Source organism: Shouchella shacheensis (genome assembly GCF_001484965.1).
GTDB classification, from domain to species: Bacteria; Bacillota; Bacilli; order Bacillales; family Bacillaceae_D; genus Shouchella; species Shouchella shacheensis.
In genome coordinates this window covers 374,675-391,247 of record NZ_KQ947393.1, presented here as the reverse complement: position 1 = coordinate 391,247, position 16,573 = coordinate 374,675, and the positions used below count along the sequence as shown (strand labels likewise).

The 16,573-nt window shown below is 46.7% G+C and carries 22 protein-coding genes; 14 read left to right on the top strand and 8 right to left on the bottom strand.

Annotated elements, in window-relative coordinates; translation table 11 throughout:
* The first annotated feature begins 212 nt into the window (after positions 1 to 212).
* A complete protein-coding gene (locus tag AVZ68_RS01820) occupies positions 213 to 1,079 on the top strand; it encodes an HAD-IIB family hydrolase (RefSeq protein ID WP_059102821.1) in 867 nt (288 codons plus the stop codon).
* A gap of 243 nt (positions 1,080 to 1,322) precedes the next feature.
* Here the strand turns inward: AVZ68_RS01820 and AVZ68_RS01815 are convergent, their stop codons facing one another.
* Positions 1,323 to 1,505, bottom strand: a complete 183-nt coding sequence (locus AVZ68_RS01815) for a YhzD family protein (protein ID WP_059102820.1) — start codon at positions 1,503 to 1,505, stop codon at positions 1,323 to 1,325.
* Positions 1,506 to 1,616: 111 nt separating this feature from the next.
* Between AVZ68_RS01815 and AVZ68_RS01810 the strand changes: the two genes are divergently transcribed.
* The 6 genes from AVZ68_RS01810 (at position 1,617) to AVZ68_RS01785 (ending at position 6,625) form a co-directional block, all read left to right on the top strand.
* A complete protein-coding gene (locus AVZ68_RS01810; protein ID WP_059102819.1) occupies positions 1,617 to 1,964 on the top strand; it encodes a hypothetical protein in 348 nt (115 codons plus the stop codon).
* Between the two features lie 232 nt (positions 1,965 to 2,196).
* Complete coding sequence (locus AVZ68_RS01805) at positions 2,197 to 2,931, top strand: sulfite exporter TauE/SafE family protein (RefSeq protein ID WP_059102818.1); 735 nt, start codon at positions 2,197 to 2,199, stop codon at positions 2,929 to 2,931.
* 160 nt (positions 2,932 to 3,091) lie between these two features.
* The gene (locus tag AVZ68_RS01800) at positions 3,092 to 3,772 is read left to right on the top strand and encodes a response regulator transcription factor (protein WP_059102817.1); all 681 of its coding nucleotides are present in this window, start codon (positions 3,092 to 3,094) and stop codon (positions 3,770 to 3,772) included.
* On the top strand, positions 3,769 to 5,199 hold the full coding sequence (locus tag AVZ68_RS01795) for a sensor histidine kinase (RefSeq protein ID WP_059102816.1): 1,431 nt from the start codon (positions 3,769 to 3,771) through the stop codon (positions 5,197 to 5,199). Before AVZ68_RS01800 ends, AVZ68_RS01795 begins: the two co-directional genes overlap by 4 nt.
* A 100-nt stretch (positions 5,200 to 5,299) precedes the next feature.
* Entirely contained in the window at positions 5,300 to 6,259 is a 960-nt protein-coding gene (yhaM, locus tag AVZ68_RS01790; protein ID WP_059102925.1) for a 3'-5' exoribonuclease YhaM, read from the top strand.
* 90 nt (positions 6,260 to 6,349) lie between these two features.
* The gene (locus AVZ68_RS01785) at positions 6,350 to 6,625 is read left to right on the top strand and encodes a sporulation YhaL family protein (protein ID WP_059102815.1); all 276 of its coding nucleotides are present in this window, start codon (positions 6,350 to 6,352) and stop codon (positions 6,623 to 6,625) included.
* Positions 6,626 to 6,687: 62 nt separating this feature from the next.
* Here AVZ68_RS01785 and AVZ68_RS01780 read toward each other — a convergent pair whose 3' ends face one another.
* Positions 6,688 to 7,710 carry a foldase protein PrsA gene (locus AVZ68_RS01780; RefSeq protein ID WP_059102814.1) on the bottom strand — a complete coding sequence of 341 codons (1,023 nt, stop codon included), beginning with the start codon at positions 7,708 to 7,710 and terminating at the stop codon, positions 6,688 to 6,690.
* Positions 7,711 to 7,931: 221 nt separating this feature from the next.
* Between AVZ68_RS01780 and AVZ68_RS19585 the strand changes: the two genes are divergently transcribed.
* Together AVZ68_RS19585 and AVZ68_RS19580 are read left to right on the top strand one after the other, a co-directional pair.
* A complete protein-coding gene (locus AVZ68_RS19585) occupies positions 7,932 to 8,012 on the top strand; it encodes a YjcZ family sporulation protein (RefSeq protein ID WP_157404554.1) in 81 nt (26 codons plus the stop codon).
* A 65-nt stretch (positions 8,013 to 8,077) separates the two neighbouring features.
* Entirely contained in the window at positions 8,078 to 8,173 is a 96-nt protein-coding gene (locus tag AVZ68_RS19580; protein ID WP_157404550.1) for a YjcZ family sporulation protein, read from the top strand.
* Positions 8,174 to 8,247: 74 nt separating this feature from the next.
* Here AVZ68_RS19580 and AVZ68_RS19575 read toward each other — a convergent pair whose 3' ends face one another.
* Positions 8,248 to 8,427 carry a hypothetical protein gene (locus AVZ68_RS19575; protein ID WP_082676240.1) on the bottom strand — a complete coding sequence of 60 codons (180 nt, stop codon included), beginning with the start codon at positions 8,425 to 8,427 and terminating at the stop codon, positions 8,248 to 8,250.
* A gap of 131 nt (positions 8,428 to 8,558) precedes the next feature.
* Here AVZ68_RS19575 and AVZ68_RS01770 point away from each other — a divergent pair, with 131 nt between their 5' ends.
* A complete protein-coding gene (locus AVZ68_RS01770) occupies positions 8,559 to 9,188 on the top strand; it encodes a YpmS family protein (protein WP_180316654.1) in 630 nt (209 codons plus the stop codon).
* 53 nt (positions 9,189 to 9,241) lie between these two features.
* Here the strand turns inward: AVZ68_RS01770 and AVZ68_RS01765 are convergent, their stop codons facing one another.
* The 4 genes from AVZ68_RS01765 to AVZ68_RS01750 form a co-directional block, all read right to left on the bottom strand.
* Positions 9,242 to 9,811, bottom strand: a complete 570-nt coding sequence (locus AVZ68_RS01765; protein ID WP_245628036.1) for an HTH-type transcriptional regulator Hpr — start codon at positions 9,809 to 9,811, stop codon at positions 9,242 to 9,244.
* Positions 9,812 to 9,965: 154 nt separating this feature from the next.
* Complete coding sequence (locus AVZ68_RS01760; RefSeq protein WP_059102810.1) at positions 9,966 to 10,319, bottom strand: YtxH domain-containing protein; 354 nt, start codon at positions 10,317 to 10,319, stop codon at positions 9,966 to 9,968.
* A 14-nt stretch (positions 10,320 to 10,333) separates the two neighbouring features.
* Entirely contained in the window at positions 10,334 to 11,419 is a 1,086-nt protein-coding gene (gene serC / locus AVZ68_RS01755; RefSeq protein ID WP_059102809.1) for a 3-phosphoserine/phosphohydroxythreonine transaminase, read from the bottom strand.
* A gap of 128 nt (positions 11,420 to 11,547) precedes the next feature.
* Positions 11,548 to 11,970 carry an HIT family protein gene (locus AVZ68_RS01750; RefSeq protein WP_082676239.1) on the bottom strand — a complete coding sequence of 141 codons (423 nt, stop codon included), beginning with the start codon at positions 11,968 to 11,970 and terminating at the stop codon, positions 11,548 to 11,550.
* 150 nt (positions 11,971 to 12,120) lie between these two features.
* Here AVZ68_RS01750 and AVZ68_RS01745 point away from each other — a divergent pair, with 150 nt between their 5' ends.
* From AVZ68_RS01745 to AVZ68_RS01735, 3 genes are read left to right on the top strand one after another with little or no spacing between them, the layout of a single operon-like run.
* The gene (locus tag AVZ68_RS01745) at positions 12,121 to 12,864 is read left to right on the top strand and encodes an ABC transporter ATP-binding protein (RefSeq protein WP_059102808.1); all 744 of its coding nucleotides are present in this window, start codon (positions 12,121 to 12,123) and stop codon (positions 12,862 to 12,864) included.
* Entirely contained in the window at positions 12,861 to 14,087 is a 1,227-nt protein-coding gene (locus tag AVZ68_RS01740) for an ABC transporter permease (RefSeq protein ID WP_059102807.1), read from the top strand. Before AVZ68_RS01745 ends, AVZ68_RS01740 begins: the two co-directional genes overlap by 4 nt.
* A gap of 27 nt (positions 14,088 to 14,114) precedes the next feature.
* The gene (locus AVZ68_RS01735) at positions 14,115 to 14,852 is read left to right on the top strand and encodes an EcsC family protein (protein ID WP_367576320.1); all 738 of its coding nucleotides are present in this window, start codon (positions 14,115 to 14,117) and stop codon (positions 14,850 to 14,852) included.
* Between the two features lie 293 nt (positions 14,853 to 15,145).
* Here AVZ68_RS01735 and AVZ68_RS01730 read toward each other — a convergent pair whose 3' ends face one another.
* Positions 15,146 to 15,865, bottom strand: a complete 720-nt coding sequence (locus tag AVZ68_RS01730; RefSeq protein ID WP_059102805.1) for a cytochrome c biogenesis CcdA family protein — start codon at positions 15,863 to 15,865, stop codon at positions 15,146 to 15,148.
* A 298-nt stretch (positions 15,866 to 16,163) separates the two neighbouring features.
* On the opposite strand from AVZ68_RS01730, the gene AVZ68_RS01725 reads away from it, so the two are divergent.
* Entirely contained in the window at positions 16,164 to 16,565 is a 402-nt protein-coding gene (locus tag AVZ68_RS01725) for a hypothetical protein (RefSeq protein ID WP_059102804.1), read from the top strand.
* The last annotated feature ends 8 nt before the right edge of the window (positions 16,566 to 16,573 follow it).

Sequence of the window (16,573 nt, the reverse complement as noted above, 5' to 3'; positions counted from 1 at the left end):
GCAAATGCTGGTCGGTGTTTTTGCGTACCCAGCTCGGGTGGGTAGAAGTTTGGGGTTTCTTTTGTCAGGTTTCCAAAATTCTCTCCTGACCAACCCGCCTGTGCTTTTCGTGATCTTGAGCCAGTTCTACTTTCACGTTCCTCTACATAGAAGTAGAAAGAAATAGGTCAAGTATATTTGCAGCTTAGCGATGCAAAAAAGGAGGAAGAAACGTGACAGCTTATAAAATGCTTGCAGTGAACATTGACGGGGTCCTTTTGCGACCGCAAACGAAAATGAGTAAGCGAACGAAGGATGCGATCAATTACTTGAAACGAAAAGGGGTTATGGTGGTCCTGATGACTTCTCGCCCGTACTCGTTCGCTAGAAAAGTGGCAAAAGCACTCAAGCTAGAAGGGATGATTGTGGCTCACGGGGGCGCGTTTATAAGCGACACGGATCGAAACGAACTGTTCAACCGTTCATTGGATTTAGAAACCGCTCTTGATCTTTGCCATGTGCTTGAGCGCTTTGATTGTGAAGCGCGCTTGATGTATAGCGATCATTCTGTGGCAAGCAGGCCGCAGCAAAAGCAAACACTGCTTGCAAAAATGTCTTTAGGCTCTAGTGGCGAGCAGCTGGTCTATCCGGTCTCCTTTGTTGATTCCCTCTATGAGCAAGTCTTGAAGGAGGGAACGGGGCCACTAAATGTGACGCTCACGTTTGAAAGTGAAGCAGACAGGCGGCATGTCTGTGAAACGGTAAAAGAAGAGGTGTCAGAGATTGAAGTGGCAGGGACAGCGGAAGAAAACACAGTGGTCGTAGGCATGGGGGCGGCAAAAGCGAGGGCTTTGCAGTGGCTAGCGCAAAAAGTAAAAGTGGAGATGAATGAAGTCGTCGCTATAGGCGTCGCTGAGGATGACCTTGAAATGGTCGAAATCGCTGGGCTTGGTGTAGCTATGGGAGATGCCTGGGGAGACGTGCGCCAAAACGCCAATTGGGTGACACGTTCGATGGAACAAGAAGGGTTTGCTTATATGATTCATGAGGTCTTTCGTAAGCAGCTACGTACGCAGGTGAAATACAGTACTCATGAATGAGAGAGCTAGCTTCTGGCAGAATGGGAGGCCTGTATAGGGCCACCGTCAATTCGAAAGGGAACAAATGTTTCTTTAGATAAATTCATAGAAGCTCATGAGACCGAAGGCCTCATGAGCTTCTTGTAGCTCCGGCGGGTAGAAGCGTCGAGATTTTTCAGGCCTGGCCCGAAATCCAAACCCGGGATTTCTAGTCCAGGCCTTCCAAAATTCGCGCTTCTAGGCAACCCGCCTGCGCTTTTCAGTTCACCTCGCGAAAAGCAAGAGTTTTCCATTTTTTGTAAGTCGGTGTGTTTTTTTCATCGCTTTGCTTTCTTCCAGCTTTTGCTTCGCTGCTTCAATCGCTTCTTCGTCCGTTTCTGCGTCAATGCGCTCATTCAGCGCCACCTGGCTGTCTTTTTCAAAGGCCGTTAGAAAATAAGAGGTCATCGCACCCACTCCTTGATAGCGTTTTCTTTTAGTATAGCATATTTCCCTGTGCAATCACCCATTTTCTTCTGTTTGAATACAATGCTCCAAAGAAGATTGGGAGGCGGTTTTGTGTATAACTACCAAAGAAACGGTTCCATGTTTGAACAGTGCCAGCAGTATACGAATTATCCAGTGAAGCTTGATACCCACGAAGGACACCATTGGGAAGGAATCATTGAATATGTCGACCAAGAAAACGTGTATCTACTCATCCCTGTAGATATGCAGGAGCAGCCAATGTCACTCACGCAACTCAAGCATGAGTATGAATCTTTTGAGGGAGGCGACAAGCGTTATTATCCTGGTTATGGGGGCTATGGCTATCCGTATCCACCCCCGTACCGACCAAGGCCATACGGTTGGAGACGTTTGGCGCTGCCTCTTGCAGGGCTAACGGCTTTAGCTCTTCTTGCGTAAACGTTCGCTGATTCAAAAAGCGGGTCCTTGAGAGAGATACAGCTCAAGGGCTTACTCGGGTATTTAAATGGGACAGAGCTTGTTGTTACTTTCAGTTCGACCGTAGTGCTTGTGTTAAAATAGAGAAGCAGACCTGTATAATGAGGGATAAATTTTATCGTTGAGAGGGTTATGGGCCATACCGGGACTAAAGATATGGCCCAGTCCCTAAGGGAGGAAAAAGGAATACGTTTTGGAACCTGGACTATTATTCGTGTGCATTATCCTAGCCGCCTCTCTCTTGCAGACAAGCACTGGCTTTGGCTTTTCCATTATGGCAACGCCTTTCTTGCTTTTGTTATTTGCGCCAGAAGAAGCTGTACAACTAAACATTATCCTATCTATTCTGATCTCGTTATCATTAATCACAAAGATTCGAACAGATGTTGAACGAGCGTTACTAAAACGATTGTTCTTAGGCAGTATTGTTGGCGTGCCTTTTGGCTTATTGGTTTTTACATTTATGAACATACTTGCATTAAAATTAGGGCTAGGTCTACTGCTCTTGCTCTTAACATCATTGCTGATAGGGAATGTTGCAATGAAGCAAACGCCATTCAGGGATGTTGTGGTCGGCGGGTTGTCAGGAGTGTTAACAGCGAGCATCGGCATGCCAGGGCCGCCATTATTGCTTTATTTTGTAGGAACGAATATGAAAAAAGAGGTGTTAAGAGCAACGACGTTAGCTTTTTTCCTTTTTATTTATACGGTTAGTTTAGTGACGCAAATGGCTTTTGCGGGAACGAAAGCATTTGTTTGGCAATCAAGCCTAGTCGCACTCCCGTTTCTGTTTATCGGTTTATTCTTGGGACAACTATTGTTCAAACGCTTGAACCAACGCGTTTTTAAATGGTTTACGTATGTGCTGTTGATCGGGACCGGGATGTATCTTTTAATTGAAAGCATAGGTGCGATCTACTTTAGGTGACAAGAGCATTCAATTGAGGCGTGCCCAGGGCCCTTCCTCCTACACATCGTTTCACAATTCCCCTCATATTGAGGAATTTTGCGTAAAACCACCCGAAAAGTCGCGGAAGGCGCCACTTTTATGTAAAATAGGTAGAAACGATCGGTAAGGAGGATTTAAGGTGGAAGCTTACCAAATCTACTTAGTTGAAGACGAAGAAAATTTATCCGAGGTTCTAAAAGCGTACTTGCAAAAAGAGGGCTTTGAAGTGACCATCTTTCCAGATGGAGATGCCGCAGTGGCGGCTGTGAGCGATAAGCCCCATCTGTGGGTTCTTGATATCATGCTGCCAGGTACGGACGGTTATCACGTACTCAAGGCAATTAAAGAGCAAAGCGATACTCCTGTGATCTTCATCTCCGCACGGGATCAGGACTTGGACCGTGTACTTGGGTTAGAGATGGGGAGCGATGATTATCTTTCGAAGCCATTTTTGCCTCAAGAGTTAATCATACGTGCAAAAAAGCTCCTTAACCGCGTCTACGGGACTCACAGCTCCGATCAGCAAAAGGTCGAGTTGAACCAATACAGCATTGATCCAGTTGGACGAACAATCGTTGATCTAGAGGATTCCTCGGAAGTGGTTGATTTAACGACAAAGGAAATGGACTTAATTCTGCTTTTATCCGCAGATATCGGCAAAGCTTTTTCAAGAGAGCGGATCATTGAGCATGTTTGGGGAGAGAATTATTTCGGCTCCGAACGTGCTGTTGATGATGTCGTTCGCCGCGTACGCAAAAAGATGCCGCGCATCCATCTTGAAACGCTTTATGGCTATGGCTATCGGATCCTATCCTCATGATTAAAATCAACTTAACGAAACGAATCTGGCTAGCGTTCGTTTCGTTAATTGTGCTTGTCGTTCTTTCCATTATTATTGTTTACCCGATTTCGATTCGCGGCACATTGACAGAGGAGACATATCGAATTATTGAAGGGGAACAGAATCGAGCCCTTTACCCGATTTTAAATGAATTGGAGCCTCCCCCTTCCAATTATGACTTCATTGAGTCGCGAAACGAACAACGAGCGGTCGTTCCTTTTTTAATGTGGGTAGATAATGGGAATCTAATCGTTGATGATGAATCTGCACGTCCGCCGATCAGCGTTCTTACGGAAATGAGTGAAAGTGCTCTTAATCAGACGGATGATCGAGGGCGCTATGAGGTTCAATATGAAGGACAGACCATTTTTTATTCTATAGCTAAAGGGGAATTCGCAGGCAACCAGGAAGGCTATCATGTGGCCTACATGTGGGACACTTATCGTGATGAGATGGTGAACAACCTCTGGGAGCGGCTGCTTTATTTGCTTTTGCTTACGAGCGGTTTAAGTCTGTTACCGGCAATCTGGTTGAAGCATTATTTGCGGCAGCCACTAGCGATCCTTGGCCACCACCTTGAGAAAATTGGCAACCGAAATTGGCGTGAGCCATTGAAGTGGGAAGGGGATGAGGACTTTGAACGCCTTTCTGGTCAGTTTGAGCGCATGCGCCAGAATTTAAATAGTTATGACCGGGCTCAGAAGACGTTTATCCAACACGCTTCTCATGAGCTCAAGACACCGATTATGGTGATAAAAAGCTACGCTCAGTCTGTGAAAGATGGCGTTTTACCAAAAGAGAACCTGAATCAGACAATGGATGTCATCACCGAGGAAGCCAACCGCATGGAGCGTCGCGTGATCGATATGTTGTACTACACGAAGCTGGATCAAATGAAGGACGACAACTTGAACCTCACGAAATTTCCGTTTGGCCAGCTTGCTTTTCAAATCGAGGAGCGCTTTCGCTACCAGCGAGACGATGTAACCATTGTCGTAGAAGGGGCGGAAGTCAAGATCGAGGCCGATATCGAGCAATTCGAAGTCCTGCTTGAAAACCTTGTTGAAAACGGCCTGCGCTATGCACAGGAAACGTTGTGGATACGAGCAGTCAATTACACTTCCTCCTATGACATCATTGTTGAAAACAAAGGGGAGCCGATTGACGCGGACTTGACCAAGCTTTTTAACCCGTTTTACAAAGGGAATAAGGGGAAATTTGGCTTGGGTCTGGCGATTGTAAAGCAAATTGCCGACTTGCATCACGGGCAAGCGCAGGTGGAGAATACAGAGCAGGGTGTGAAATTTACGATTACGATCCCGAAAGAAGAAGTGGAAACCAAAGAGCCACCAAAGACACGAAAAAAAAGAGAAAAGAAAGAGAAGCCTGGCGAAGAGCAGGAGTAAGACAACCTTGCTCTTTGCTCTTTTTTTGTGTACGGAAGACCAAGGGAAGCGTGTTCTATGCTATACTAAAAAGCAAGAAATTGTCTCGAGAGGTGAAACCATGAGGAAAGGAATCCGACATCATCGGGTGGGGGATAAAGTCGAACGGTATCTTCTGATAAAAACAGCCACCAAGCAAATTGCGAGCAATTCGAAGGCATTTTTAACGCTCATGCTTGGGGATCATACAGGGGAAATTGAAGCGAAGCTCTGGGGGATTTCACCAGAGGACGAAGCGACGTTTACCAACAAGACGATCGTACATATAGCGGGAGATGTGATTGATTACCGCGGTCGTCTTCAGTTGAAGGTCGCTAGCATTCGCCCAACAACGCAAATGGATGGGATGAAGGTAGGAGATTTCGTCCGCTCGGCCCCACTCGCACCAAATGATATGCTTGAAGAAATCAACCAATACATCTTTGATATGCGCAATCCTAAGATTCAACGAATTACGCGCTTTCTTTTAAAGAAGCATCAACAAGCATTCCTTGAATCACCCGCAGCAACGAAAAACCATCACGAATTTATGGCAGGTCTCGCCTTCCATGTTGTGTCCATGCTGCGAATCGCTAAAAATTTTGTTCAGCTCTACCCTTCTCTGGACCCTGACCTTCTTTATGCGGGAATTATCCTCCATGACCTTGGCAAGGTTCGTGAGCTTTCAGGTGCAATTGATACATCCTATACACTTGAGGGCAAGTTACTTGGACATATTTCCATTGTCGTTTCAGAGATTGCCGATGCGGCCAAAGAGTTAGAAATTGACGGGGAAGAGGTGCTGATTATCCAGCATCTTGTACTAAGTCACCACGGGAAGGGAGAATGGGGTTCCCCTAAGGCTCCTGTTATTCGTGAGGCGGAAGTGCTCCATTTAATTGACAATGTCGACGCCAAAATCAATATGATGGACCGCGCGCTTGAGCGTGTCGAGCCAGGTGAATTTTCCGAGCGTGTCATGCCCCTTGAAAATCGCAGCTTTTATAAGCCTTCTTTTCAAGAGCGACCATTAGACCTATAAGACATGTTCTACCTGCTAAGTGGATGGCATACACTTTACAAGAGATGCTGTACAAGCCGTGTTATCCATTTCTAGCAGGAGGGATTTTGAATGAAATCGACCAAAGTCAATTCCGTTATTGCCGTCATTGCACTTCTTGTCCTCATTGTTGTTTTTCTCTTTACACAAACGCCGCTTGGCCCGCTGCTTTTAGCAGGCCCTTGGTGGATTTACATTGTCATGGCTGGGGTTTTCGTCAGTGGATACATGTGGCTTAGGACAATGCAGGAAGAAAATGGGGAGGAGCAGCAGTGGATCGAACAAGAAGGCGCTGTTTATATGAAGCGGATCGAGGAAGCGCGTGCCAAACGCGAAGAAAAATCCTGAGGAATGCATTCCTCAGGATTTTTCTAGCTCCGGCGGGTAGAAGCTCGAGATTTTTCAGTGCCCTATTCTTCGTCCTCTCCAGAAGCTCCGTCTTCTTCCTCGGGGTCTTCTTCTGGAGCACTTTCTTCTTCAGCTGGAGTCTCCCCCTCAGCGTCCTCTTCAGGCTCTTGTTGTGCTTGCTCTGCGGAGTCGACGAGCCCGTCAATCACTTCTTGGAAGTACTCATCCGATGATTCGACGTTGTGTTCCTGAATCAGTTCGCCAATGACTACAGGGAACGGGCGTAATTGCTCCTGCATTAAGTTCTGCTCGATTTGATCTTGAAAATCTTCATACGAATCAAGGCGGTCGGTTACTTCAATGATATGCCATCCGAAGCTTGATTCCACGGGTTCGCTGATTTCACCAACTTCAAGTTCAAAGGCCGCCTCTGAAAAATCAGGGTCCATTTGCCCGGTGCGTCCAAAGAAACCAAGTTGACCGTCTTCGGATTCTTCAATTGAATATTCGCCGACAAGGTCCGCAAAGTCGTCGCCACCATTAAGGCGATCAAGAACTTCATTCGCTGTTTCTTCATCCTCTACAAGAATATGACGAGCTTCCACTTGTTCCAGGTTTTCTTCGTTTTCTTCATAGTACGCCTGCTTGTCCTCTTCGGAAATTTCTACCCCTTCGGTCTGCAGTTCTTCAAGCACGAGTTGCGGTGCGACTAATTCATTTTTAAAATCTTCAACGGATTCAATCCCCATAGGTGCTAGGAAATCTTCCAGCTCGTTGAGCAAGTCCTCATCGCTTTCTACACCAGGTACGTTTGCTTTGTATTCTTCAAACTCTGCGTCAAGCTCTTCTTCAGAAATGTCATGATTTTCTCTTTCCAACTGGAGAAGCGCTGTAGACACCTGGCTAATTACCTCTTGTTGACCGCTTTCTGAAGTTTTCATCACATCAAAGAGCTCTTGTTGCGTAATCTCTGTGTTGTCGCCAACTGTAATCAAGGCATCATCGGTAGAGCCTTCATCACCGTTGCATGCAGCAATGACGGTAAGGCTTGCCAAAGTAACGGTTGTCAGCAAATATTTTTTCATATGCACACTCCTATAGTTAAACTGAGCTCACTACTCATGCTTGACGATTTTAGGTCAATTGGGTTGATTACCCAATTTACCGTAACATAAAACCTACTATACCATAAAAGCAGAGGGGCAACAATCACGTGGATAAGTGGGCAAATTAGGGCAATTGCCTAGTACCCCCAATTTTATTTCATGCATAGGATATCGTAACAAAGCGCAGAGGAGGTGTTCGTATTTACGGATACCAGGGGGACTTTGCACTAATTGTTGTTTTGTTCATTCTACTTGTCATTGTGGGTGCAGCCTGGTTGTAGGTGGCAGACATCTCTAAGTAGTTACGTTCGTAAAACTATGTAAAATGATGAAGGAGGACTTGAAAATGAGTTATGCTGCAGGAGGATCTGGAAGCGGATTTGCACTGATCGTTGTTTTGTTTATTTTGCTTGTAATCATTGGTGCCTCTTGGATGTGCTAATCGAAAAACATAAACGCTACGCTCGCTAGGTTCTGGCGAGCGTAGCGTTTTTTTAGAGGGGGAACGTGGACAAATTAAAAATGAACATAGTTGACATAGGAGGTGGTCAACAGCAACGTTGTACAGATGTTCATAAAACGAAAAAGGGTAGGTTGCTTTTCAGAAGGAATGTCTCGCTTAACGCAAAGGGAATCAATCATCGAATTTATAATAAAGAGAATGAAAATGCCGAAAATCATAATGAATATAATCACAGGAAGTCGCCTCCAATCCGCCATTCTTTTCCCTTACTCTATCAAAAAAACCTCTAAAAAGATAGGCGAGCATAAAATAAATTTACAGGAAATCGAGGAAAGAGTAGAATGAAATGGAGGAGAAGATGGGAGTGAGAAACGTGAAAGAGACGCGAACTAGTGCCAACGCTGGGGTCTATAAAAGAGGGTTTTATCTCGTGCTCGCACTTTTGCTTGTGCTGGTAACAACACTCGTGGTGCTAGGGTTTCGCCTTTTTGGAGCCGTTGATGACACGAGAGCACCGGAGCATGAGGAAGTGGCAGAGCAAGATGCATTGCTTGCGCTTAGTGTAACTCCTGCTCAGGCGAATACACTGCTTCGAGAAGTTTTAAATGAGGAAGAGGACAATCTCTTTACTCTACAGCTAGAAGGGGAGGAAGTCGTTCTTGAGGGCAAAATGGAAGTATTCGGAAGTTCCATTTCAATAGGGATGTCCTTTGACCCAGAAGTGTTAGCAGACGGCAACTTACGCCTTCACGCAAACGATTTAAGAGCTGGCTTTCTTCAATTATCGGCCTCCCGGGCACTGCAGTGGTATCAAGACTACGGGGAACTGCCAGGGTGGCTCCATGTCTACCCCGGGGAGGAAATGGTCGATTTACGCGTAACAGATATTGAGGAGATGGAACCCTACGGCATTCGCGTCGAAACGATGGACTTGTTAGAGGATCAAATTGAACTTAGTTTAATAAGACAAGAGAACGAAGCACAGACGGAGTGAACCTGTGCTCCTTTTCTTGCTCTGAATTTTTGTTGCTAGGCCTTTTTGCCTTTCTAGAAAAGTGTGGGCATTTTCGTTTTTGGTTCGAAAACGAGCTCCCCATCTTCCACGGTGATGCCCTCTTCAAAATCATGCAGCCGCGTTTCGAACCCCTCAACAAACTCATTTCCGTAGATGTGGCGAATCATGGTGGTCAGTTCGGAGAATTCCGGGAACCTTCCATACAAATCACGGATTGGAAGTCCGGCCTCATACACGCTGAATGTTTGCTCGTTAAATGTTTCAAAGGTTTTTAAAAGCAGCTCCTCTCCTTCTTCTGTTAAACAAACGTACGTGTTACGTTTGTCGTGCGTTTTCTTGGAGAAGGTTAACAAACCACGGGCTGCCAGCTTCTTGGAAAAGTTAAAGGCCGTTGACACATGCATGACGCCGTAATTGGCAATGTCGGATACGGAAGCTCCATCCTGTTGAAAGGCAATCCATAGGATATGATGCTCATTCAAGTTGAGGTTGAAAGGTTTGATCCAAAGCTGCCAGTCTTTCTCAACGGATTTCCACAAAGCCTTGCTTAGGTGGGCCATCTTCTGGCTGAAGATAAGCGTTTCTTTTAACGAGTGATCCATCTTTTTGTCCTCCATCCCATTAAGGTCTCCCCAAATACTATCGTTAAATACTTTACTTCTCCATTATGCCTTTTTTCTGACTAAAAATAAAGAAGAAATTTTCAATTAAATTTTCGTTTTTCGAAGAAGCCATAGCCTATGGCTTCTTATGCTGTTAGTTCTTTAGTGATTCATTCAAATGATGGACCTGATCTTGAGCGGATTTGACGTGTCCGCTGAGCGCCTCAATACTTGGTTGGGCTTCGTTTTTCCAGGTTTCAACGCTCGTTTTTAGTTCCTTGGCTGTTTGCGTGCCGACGCTTTTGCTAAGTTCAATCGTTTTCTTTGCTTCCTTGCCAATCTCTTTCACATCTGCGGACAGTTGCTTGAGCGTTTGGCGGCTAGTTTGGTATGTAGTAACGCTTGCCTGGCGCACATATTTGCCGGAGTGAGGAGTGGTCAGAAGCACGGCAGTTCCGGCAATGATCGTTCCAGCTGCCAGTCCAGTGAATATAGCTTTTATCCCCATTTTTAGGACTCCTTTCAGTTAGAGTTGCGTTTTCGAAAATCTGTCATAAAGGCTTGTAGCGCCGCGCAGGCTTCGTAAGGAACGGCATTATACGCAGAAGCGCGACAACCGCCAACAGAACGATGGCCGTTAAGACCAACAAACCCAGCTTCACTCGCCTCGTGAAGAAACATCTCCGTCAATTCCTTCGTAGGCAGTGTGAAGGTAATGTTCATACGAGAGCGGGAATCTGGGCGTGCATGCCCGTGATAGAAGCCGCTAGACTCATCCATCGCTTTGTAGATAAGCGCTGCTTTTTCTTCATTTCGACGCTCAATCTCGTCCATTCCGCCAACGCTTGCCATCCAATCAAGCACATGCCCGAGCATATAAATCGCAAAGGTTGGGGGCGTGTTGTACAGGGAGTTACTCTCAGAATGCGTGTTATATGAAAGGATCGAAGGGACATTGGACCTCGTTTGTTCCAGTAAATCGTGACGAATTATAGAAACGGTAAGGCCTGATGGACCTAGATTCTTCTGCGCTCCCGCGTAAATCATCGCAAACTGACGAACGTTAACCTTTCTTGAAAGGATGTCGCTCGACATATCCGCGATCAGCGGGGAACTCGTGTCTGGGAACTCCTTCCACTGAGTACCGAAAATCGTGTTGTTGGATGTGAGGTGCACGTACGCCTCGTTGGCAGCAAAGGTTAATTCACTAGTCGAAGGAATACGCGTATAATTCTTTTCTTTTCCACTAGCCGCAACATGTGTGGAACCGATGAGCTTCGCTTCCTTCAAGGCTTTTTCCGACCAAGAACCCGTCAATATATAACTCGCCGTCTTTTCTTCGCTTAGAAAGTTCAGCGGGAGCATCGCGAACTGCAGGCTCGCGCCGCCTTGCAAAAACAGAATTTCATAATCGTCGGGAACCGCCATTAACGTACGCAGCTGTGCTTTTGCATGGTTGTGGACAGCTTCGTATGTGCTGCTCCGGTGACTAAGCTCCATGACGGACATGCCGCTTTCTTTGTAATTAAGCATTTCTTCTTGCGCTCTTTCTAGGGCGTATGTAGGAAGAGCGGCAGGACCTGCGTTAAAATTATAGACCGTCTTCATCGTTGATTCTCTCCTCAATCCTTTAGCACTTTAAACAAAATGCGTTTCTATATATAGAATCATACCATAAACCTGAGGGCAATGTGCCAGTATTTTTAAAAAATAATAAGCTAATCGAATCGATTAGCTTATAACTTGCTTTTTACAAGGCTTGCCATCCCGTCAAAGTCTTGTTGAGAGTACTCGGAGCCATGCTCCTTCCAAACGCCGCCGTACCCGTCGCCCTCTCCGTAACGGGGAAGCAAATGCAGATGATAGTGGAAGACCGATTGCCCGGCAATCTCTCCATTATTGTTCAGGATGTTCATCCCCTCTGGTTCAAATGCGTCTTTTAAGGCTGACGCAATCTCCGGAACCACTTCAAACAACTGACTTGCCGTATCCTTTGGAAGTGCATATAAGTCGCGATGGTGCTCCTTTGGGATGACAAGCGTATGCCCTTTGGTTACTTGCGAAATGTCAAAAAAGGCAAGCACATGGTCGTTTTCAAACATCTTCGTGGAAGGGATATCTCCACTTACGATTTTACAAAAAATACAGTCTTCGGCCACTTGAGTCACCTCTTTTCCTTGATGGTTCTAGCTTACCCGTTATTTTCGTTGCATGCAACGACAGAGAGAAAATTGTCGCACGAACGTTGCCCGTAAAAAGTGTAAACCAGGTGACATTTTGATAAACTGTCCAGAGAGGAGGAATCGCTGATGAGTGATTTATTAACGATTAAGGAGTTGACGGGGGGGTATTCGCCTAAGAAACCCGTTTTGCATAATGTTTCATTTACGGTAAAGAAAAAAGAAATTGTTGGACTCATCGGTTTGAATGGAGCGGGAAAGAGTACGACGATCAAACATGTGCTCGGTTTAATGGATGCGCAAAAAGGCCAAGTGACGATCAATGATCGTTCTTTTAGCGAGGATGCCAACAGCTACCGGCGTTCGTTTGCCTACATACCGGAAACCCCTGTGCTCTATGATGAGCTGACGCTGTGGGAGCACTTGGAGCTGACAAGCGTAGCCTATGGAATTGAGCCTGATGTCTTTGAAGAGAGAGCAGAAGAACTGTTAAAAGAGTTTAATATGGTGAAAATGAAAAAGTGGTTCCCGAGTCACTTTTCCAAAGGAATGCGACAAAAGGTGATGATCATGAGTGCCTTTCTCGCAAGACCGTCCCTCTATGTAGTCGACGAGCCGATTGTCGGGCTTGATCCTGTCGGAATTCAATCCTTTTTGAACTTAATCTCAGACATGAAGGCAGGTGGGGCGGCCGTATTGATGTCGACGCATATTTTGGCAACGGCGGAACGGTACTGTGACCGCTTTGTCATTCTGCACCAAGGGAAGGTTGTGCTCACAGGGACGCTTGAAGAGATGCGCACACAAATTAAGCAGCCAAATGCCACACTTGATGACATCTATATTGAGATGACTAAGGGCGGGCTCCAATGATGAACGGGGCTTCGCTTTGGTCAGAACGTCGCTCAAGCTATTGGCAGGAGGCCCGTGGCTATTTGAAACTCATCTTAAATAGTGGATTCGTGGCCTCGGTCTATTTTCTTTTTATCTTTTTAACGGTCTACTACCAGCAATTTATCGCGGACATGCCTGCGAATTTTCCTGTAGCCGAGCTGCTGACGGCTCTGTTTGCCTGGCGCTTAACACAGGGAAAAGTGCGCACCTTCGTGAAGCAGGCGGATGTTGTCTTTCTCTTGCCTTATGAAGCCCATCTTGGCGAGTATTTCCAGAAATCGATTCGCTACTCGCTTATCTGGCAATGTGGGTTTATCGTCTTAATTATGCTTTCGGCCGGTCCAATGTTCACCGCGCGAATTGGAGAGGGGGCAACGTTTTGGCTGGCGCTCGTTCTTCTTCTTATCGTCAAAGCGTGGAATCTCTACTGCGTCTGGGAGGAGCAGCGCTTAACAGGTAGCGGAGACCGAATCTCTCACATCCTGTTGCGTCTTCTAGTAAACGCTGTTTTTGCTTATTTGCTTTTCTCAAATAGCCCATTTTGGCTTCTTTTGCTGATGCTTATTGGCATGGGCCTTCTCTATGTGTTCTACTGGCGTATGTTTTCAAAGCGCCATTCGTTAAAGTGGGAACGTCTGATTGAGGTTGAGAATAGCATGGTGATGTTTTTCTACCGGATTGCCAACGTCTTTGCGGATGTCCCTGCACTCCGTCACAAAGTGCGTGAGCGCCGGTATTTGCAGTGGTTGATTCCGGTGCTTGGCGGCAACAAGCGCACGGTGTATCACCATTTGTTTGCTCGCTCATTCATCAGGGCCAATGATTATTTAGGCGTTTATTTCCGACTAATGCTTGTTGGGGGGGTTCTGTTGTATTTCTTACCCGCTGGCTGGATGCAGGTGGCGATTGCTGTCTTGTTCACGCATATGACGATGATGCAGCTGTCGACACTGTCGTACCACTATCGAACGAGCATGTGGGTGGATCTCTACCCAATCGAGCCACTTGGGCAAAAGCAGGCCCTAACATTCATTGCCTTACGACTTCTGTTTGTGCTGGCGCTTGTCTTTAGCGTGATCGTTGTGTTCACTGCTCCTGTGTTGTACGCGGTCGTCACGCTCGTGTTCACCGGGCTGCTTGCCTTTAGTGGCAGCACCTCGCTCATTCATCGGAAAAAAGGCAAGTATAGCCGCGTTCGTTAATACAGTGTAACGAAGGAGGCGGTTATGATGGTGTATGAGCATGAAGTGGCGGAGGACGTACGTCGCTGGCGCAGGCGGCTCACAAAGCGGCCGTCACTGACGACAAGGACAGCCAAACGCTGGCAAAAGAAATGGAACGGCATGCTTCCAGAAAAATGGCATGCGCTTGTGACGGAAACAATCAAAAAGATGATAGAGGCAACCATCACAGGGTCTGTGTATACAGCGAGGAAGCTGCCGGAAGAGGGCCGCTCCTTAAAAGAAAGGGAGGAAGAGGTACGCAGAATTTTTCGCCTCTATCACCATACGGCTGTTGCGGAAGGTATCGGCACGGGGGCGGGGGGTGTTCTTATCGGGATGACCGATTTTCCGCTGCTCATCTCGATCAAGATGAAAGCTTTGTTTGAGACGGCAACGGCCTACGGCTACGACGTCAGCGATTACCGCGAACGCCTCTTCATTCTCCTTGTGTTTCAACTTGCTTTCTCAGAAGGAGAGCATAGAGACCGCGTTCTTGCCCGCATCGACCAGTGGGAGGTCGAGCGAGCCGCACTGCCTGAGGAGCAAAGTGCCGCGCTAGAGCTTGACTGGCGCTCCCTTCAAATTAACTACCGCGACTTTCTCGATTTGGCCAAGATTTTACAGCTCATTCCTGGCTTTGGCGCGATCTTTGGTGCAGCAGCCAATCATCGCCTGCTCGAATTGTTAGAAGAAACGGCAATGAACGCTTACAGGATGCGCTGGCTTGCGGCCTTGCCTGCTTAAAAGGAACGAGCTTAGGTTGAGAGCACGAGAAACGTTGAGAATCCTATTCGCAGACGGTGGCAATGTTGGATGGATACTTTGGAGTGGAAGCAAGAAGCCTCACGAAAAACTTCAATAGACGCGGGGTGAGTAAAAGAAAGAGCCGGCTTTGAGCCTGGCTCTTTCTTGTCTAGCTCCGGCGGGTAGAAGCGCCGAGATTTTTCAGGCCTGACAACGAAATCGAAGGTCGGATTTCTTTTGTCAGGCCTTCCAAAATTCTCGCTCCTGACCAACCCGCCTGCGCTTTTCCATTGTCAAAAGCTCATTGGAGCAAAACGGGCGAAATAAGCAGCAAGTGTGCTAAAGGCACCTGTAAACAGCATCACGCCGAGGATGATCATGAGAATGCCGCTTACTTGTTGAATCAGAGGTAGCCAGCGATGGATACGCCTAATCTTATGTAGCGACTTGCTCCAAAGCAAAGCGACGAGTAAGAAAGGAATCCCCAGTCCTATGGAGTAAACAAACAACATAAACATCCCGTTCCACATTTGCCCGCTTTGACTAGCTAGGAAAAGGATGGAAGAAAGAACGAGACCGATGCACGGAGACCAGCCTGTTCCAAACAAGAAGCCAAGGAGGAGAGAACGAGAGAAGCTGGCGGACTGGCTTGGCTTAGGCTCTTTGAAGCGCTTTTCACTGAGCAGTGCGCGAATGGAAATCACCCTTGCCATTTGCAAGCCAAAAAGAACGATGATGATGCCTCCGATTTGCTCAAATAATCGTCGATACTCCCAAAAAAGCTGACCGATGAAGGTGGAGGACGCACCGAGTAACACAAAGATGACGGTGAATCCAGCAACAAAGCCTAGACTGCGAGAAACAATCACACCTCTAGAGGCGAGAACAGCTCCCGCTGAGACTGACGTCCCCGTTAATTGTGATAAATAAGCGGGCATAAGTGGAAAGATACAAGGAGAAAAGAATGAGACCAGACCCGCCGCAAATGCCAGGCCGTATGAAAGCTCTTCCATAGGGACCCCTCCTAACGCAATTTATGTAAGCGCTTTTCTAATGCGCAATGAATGGTTTCTTTAATCATTCATAGACAAAGAGCAAAACTCCTATTCATTTTAGCATGTCTCACTCTTTAGGCGAAGGGCAGCTGAGAAAATCTTTGTTCACGTGAGGGACGCGTTCAATCTTTTGTCATTTCTAAAGACGGAAGTCCGTCTCCGTCTCCGGTCTGAGAGAAGACCGTTCCCTGGAGCGGTGCGCATCGCCTGTCCTTTCCCTATACTAAGAGTATGAACAACGGAAGGAGATATGAATATGAAAAAAGCGTTTAGCATTGTCATCGGCGCGATGGTTCTCGTTCTAGGGCTAAGCATTGTTCTTGGATTCATGGGCATCCATCTTGGTGGACTGCTTGGCCTTGTCGCAGGCGCTGCTCTCGTTTACTGGAGCTTTACGATGTACCAACGGGAAGGGACATTCACTCTTTCTGCGGTTGTCCTCTTTGTTCTCGGAGGATTGATCGCTTTTGGTGGCTTTGGCGCAATGATCACGCTGCTCATCGGTGGCTTGATGATCTATGCTGGGTATTCGCTCATTAAGAAAAAGAGCACAGAAGACGGCCCGTACAATCATTCATACGAGCGAACGACGCCTCACAAGCCGTCGAGACGTTACGACGTAATTGATGAAGAGTACGACCGAATGATGAGAAAATAAAGAGTATT

Bases quoted from the DNA above. Each gene is read 5' to 3' on its own strand.
- AVZ68_RS01815 (WP_059102820.1), bottom strand. From the start codon at position 1,505: ATGACCTCTTATTTTCTAACGGCCTTTGAAAAAGACAGCCAGGTGGCG.
- AVZ68_RS01795 (WP_059102816.1), top strand. From the start codon at position 3,769: ATGATTAAAATCAACTTAACGAAACGAATCTGGCTAGCGTTCGTTTCG.
- yhaM (WP_059102925.1), top strand. From the start codon at position 5,300: ATGAGGAAAGGAATCCGACATCATCGGGTGGGGGATAAAGTCGAACGG.
- AVZ68_RS01785 (WP_059102815.1), top strand. From the start codon at position 6,350: ATGAAATCGACCAAAGTCAATTCCGTTATTGCCGTCATTGCACTTCTT.
- AVZ68_RS01780 (WP_059102814.1), bottom strand. From the start codon at position 7,710: ATGAAAAAATATTTGCTGACAACCGTTACTTTGGCAAGCCTTACCGTC.
- AVZ68_RS19580 (WP_157404550.1), top strand. From the start codon at position 8,078: ATGAGTTATGCTGCAGGAGGATCTGGAAGCGGATTTGCACTGATCGTT.
- AVZ68_RS01765 (WP_245628036.1), bottom strand. From the start codon at position 9,811: ATGGATCACTCGTTAAAAGAAACGCTTATCTTCAGCCAGAAGATGGCC.
- AVZ68_RS01760 (WP_059102810.1), bottom strand. From the start codon at position 10,319: ATGGGGATAAAAGCTATATTCACTGGACTGGCAGCTGGAACGATCATT.
- serC (WP_059102809.1), bottom strand. From the start codon at position 11,419: ATGAAGACGGTCTATAATTTTAACGCAGGTCCTGCCGCTCTTCCTACA.
- AVZ68_RS01745 (WP_059102808.1), top strand. From the start codon at position 12,121: ATGAGTGATTTATTAACGATTAAGGAGTTGACGGGGGGGTATTCGCCT.
- AVZ68_RS01740 (WP_059102807.1), top strand. From the start codon at position 12,861: ATGATGAACGGGGCTTCGCTTTGGTCAGAACGTCGCTCAAGCTATTGG.
- AVZ68_RS01735 (WP_367576320.1), top strand. From the start codon at position 14,115: ATGGTGTATGAGCATGAAGTGGCGGAGGACGTACGTCGCTGGCGCAGG.
- AVZ68_RS01730 (WP_059102805.1), bottom strand. From the start codon at position 15,865: ATGGAAGAGCTTTCATACGGCCTGGCATTTGCGGCGGGTCTGGTCTCA.
- AVZ68_RS01725 (WP_059102804.1), top strand. From the start codon at position 16,164: ATGAAAAAAGCGTTTAGCATTGTCATCGGCGCGATGGTTCTCGTTCTA.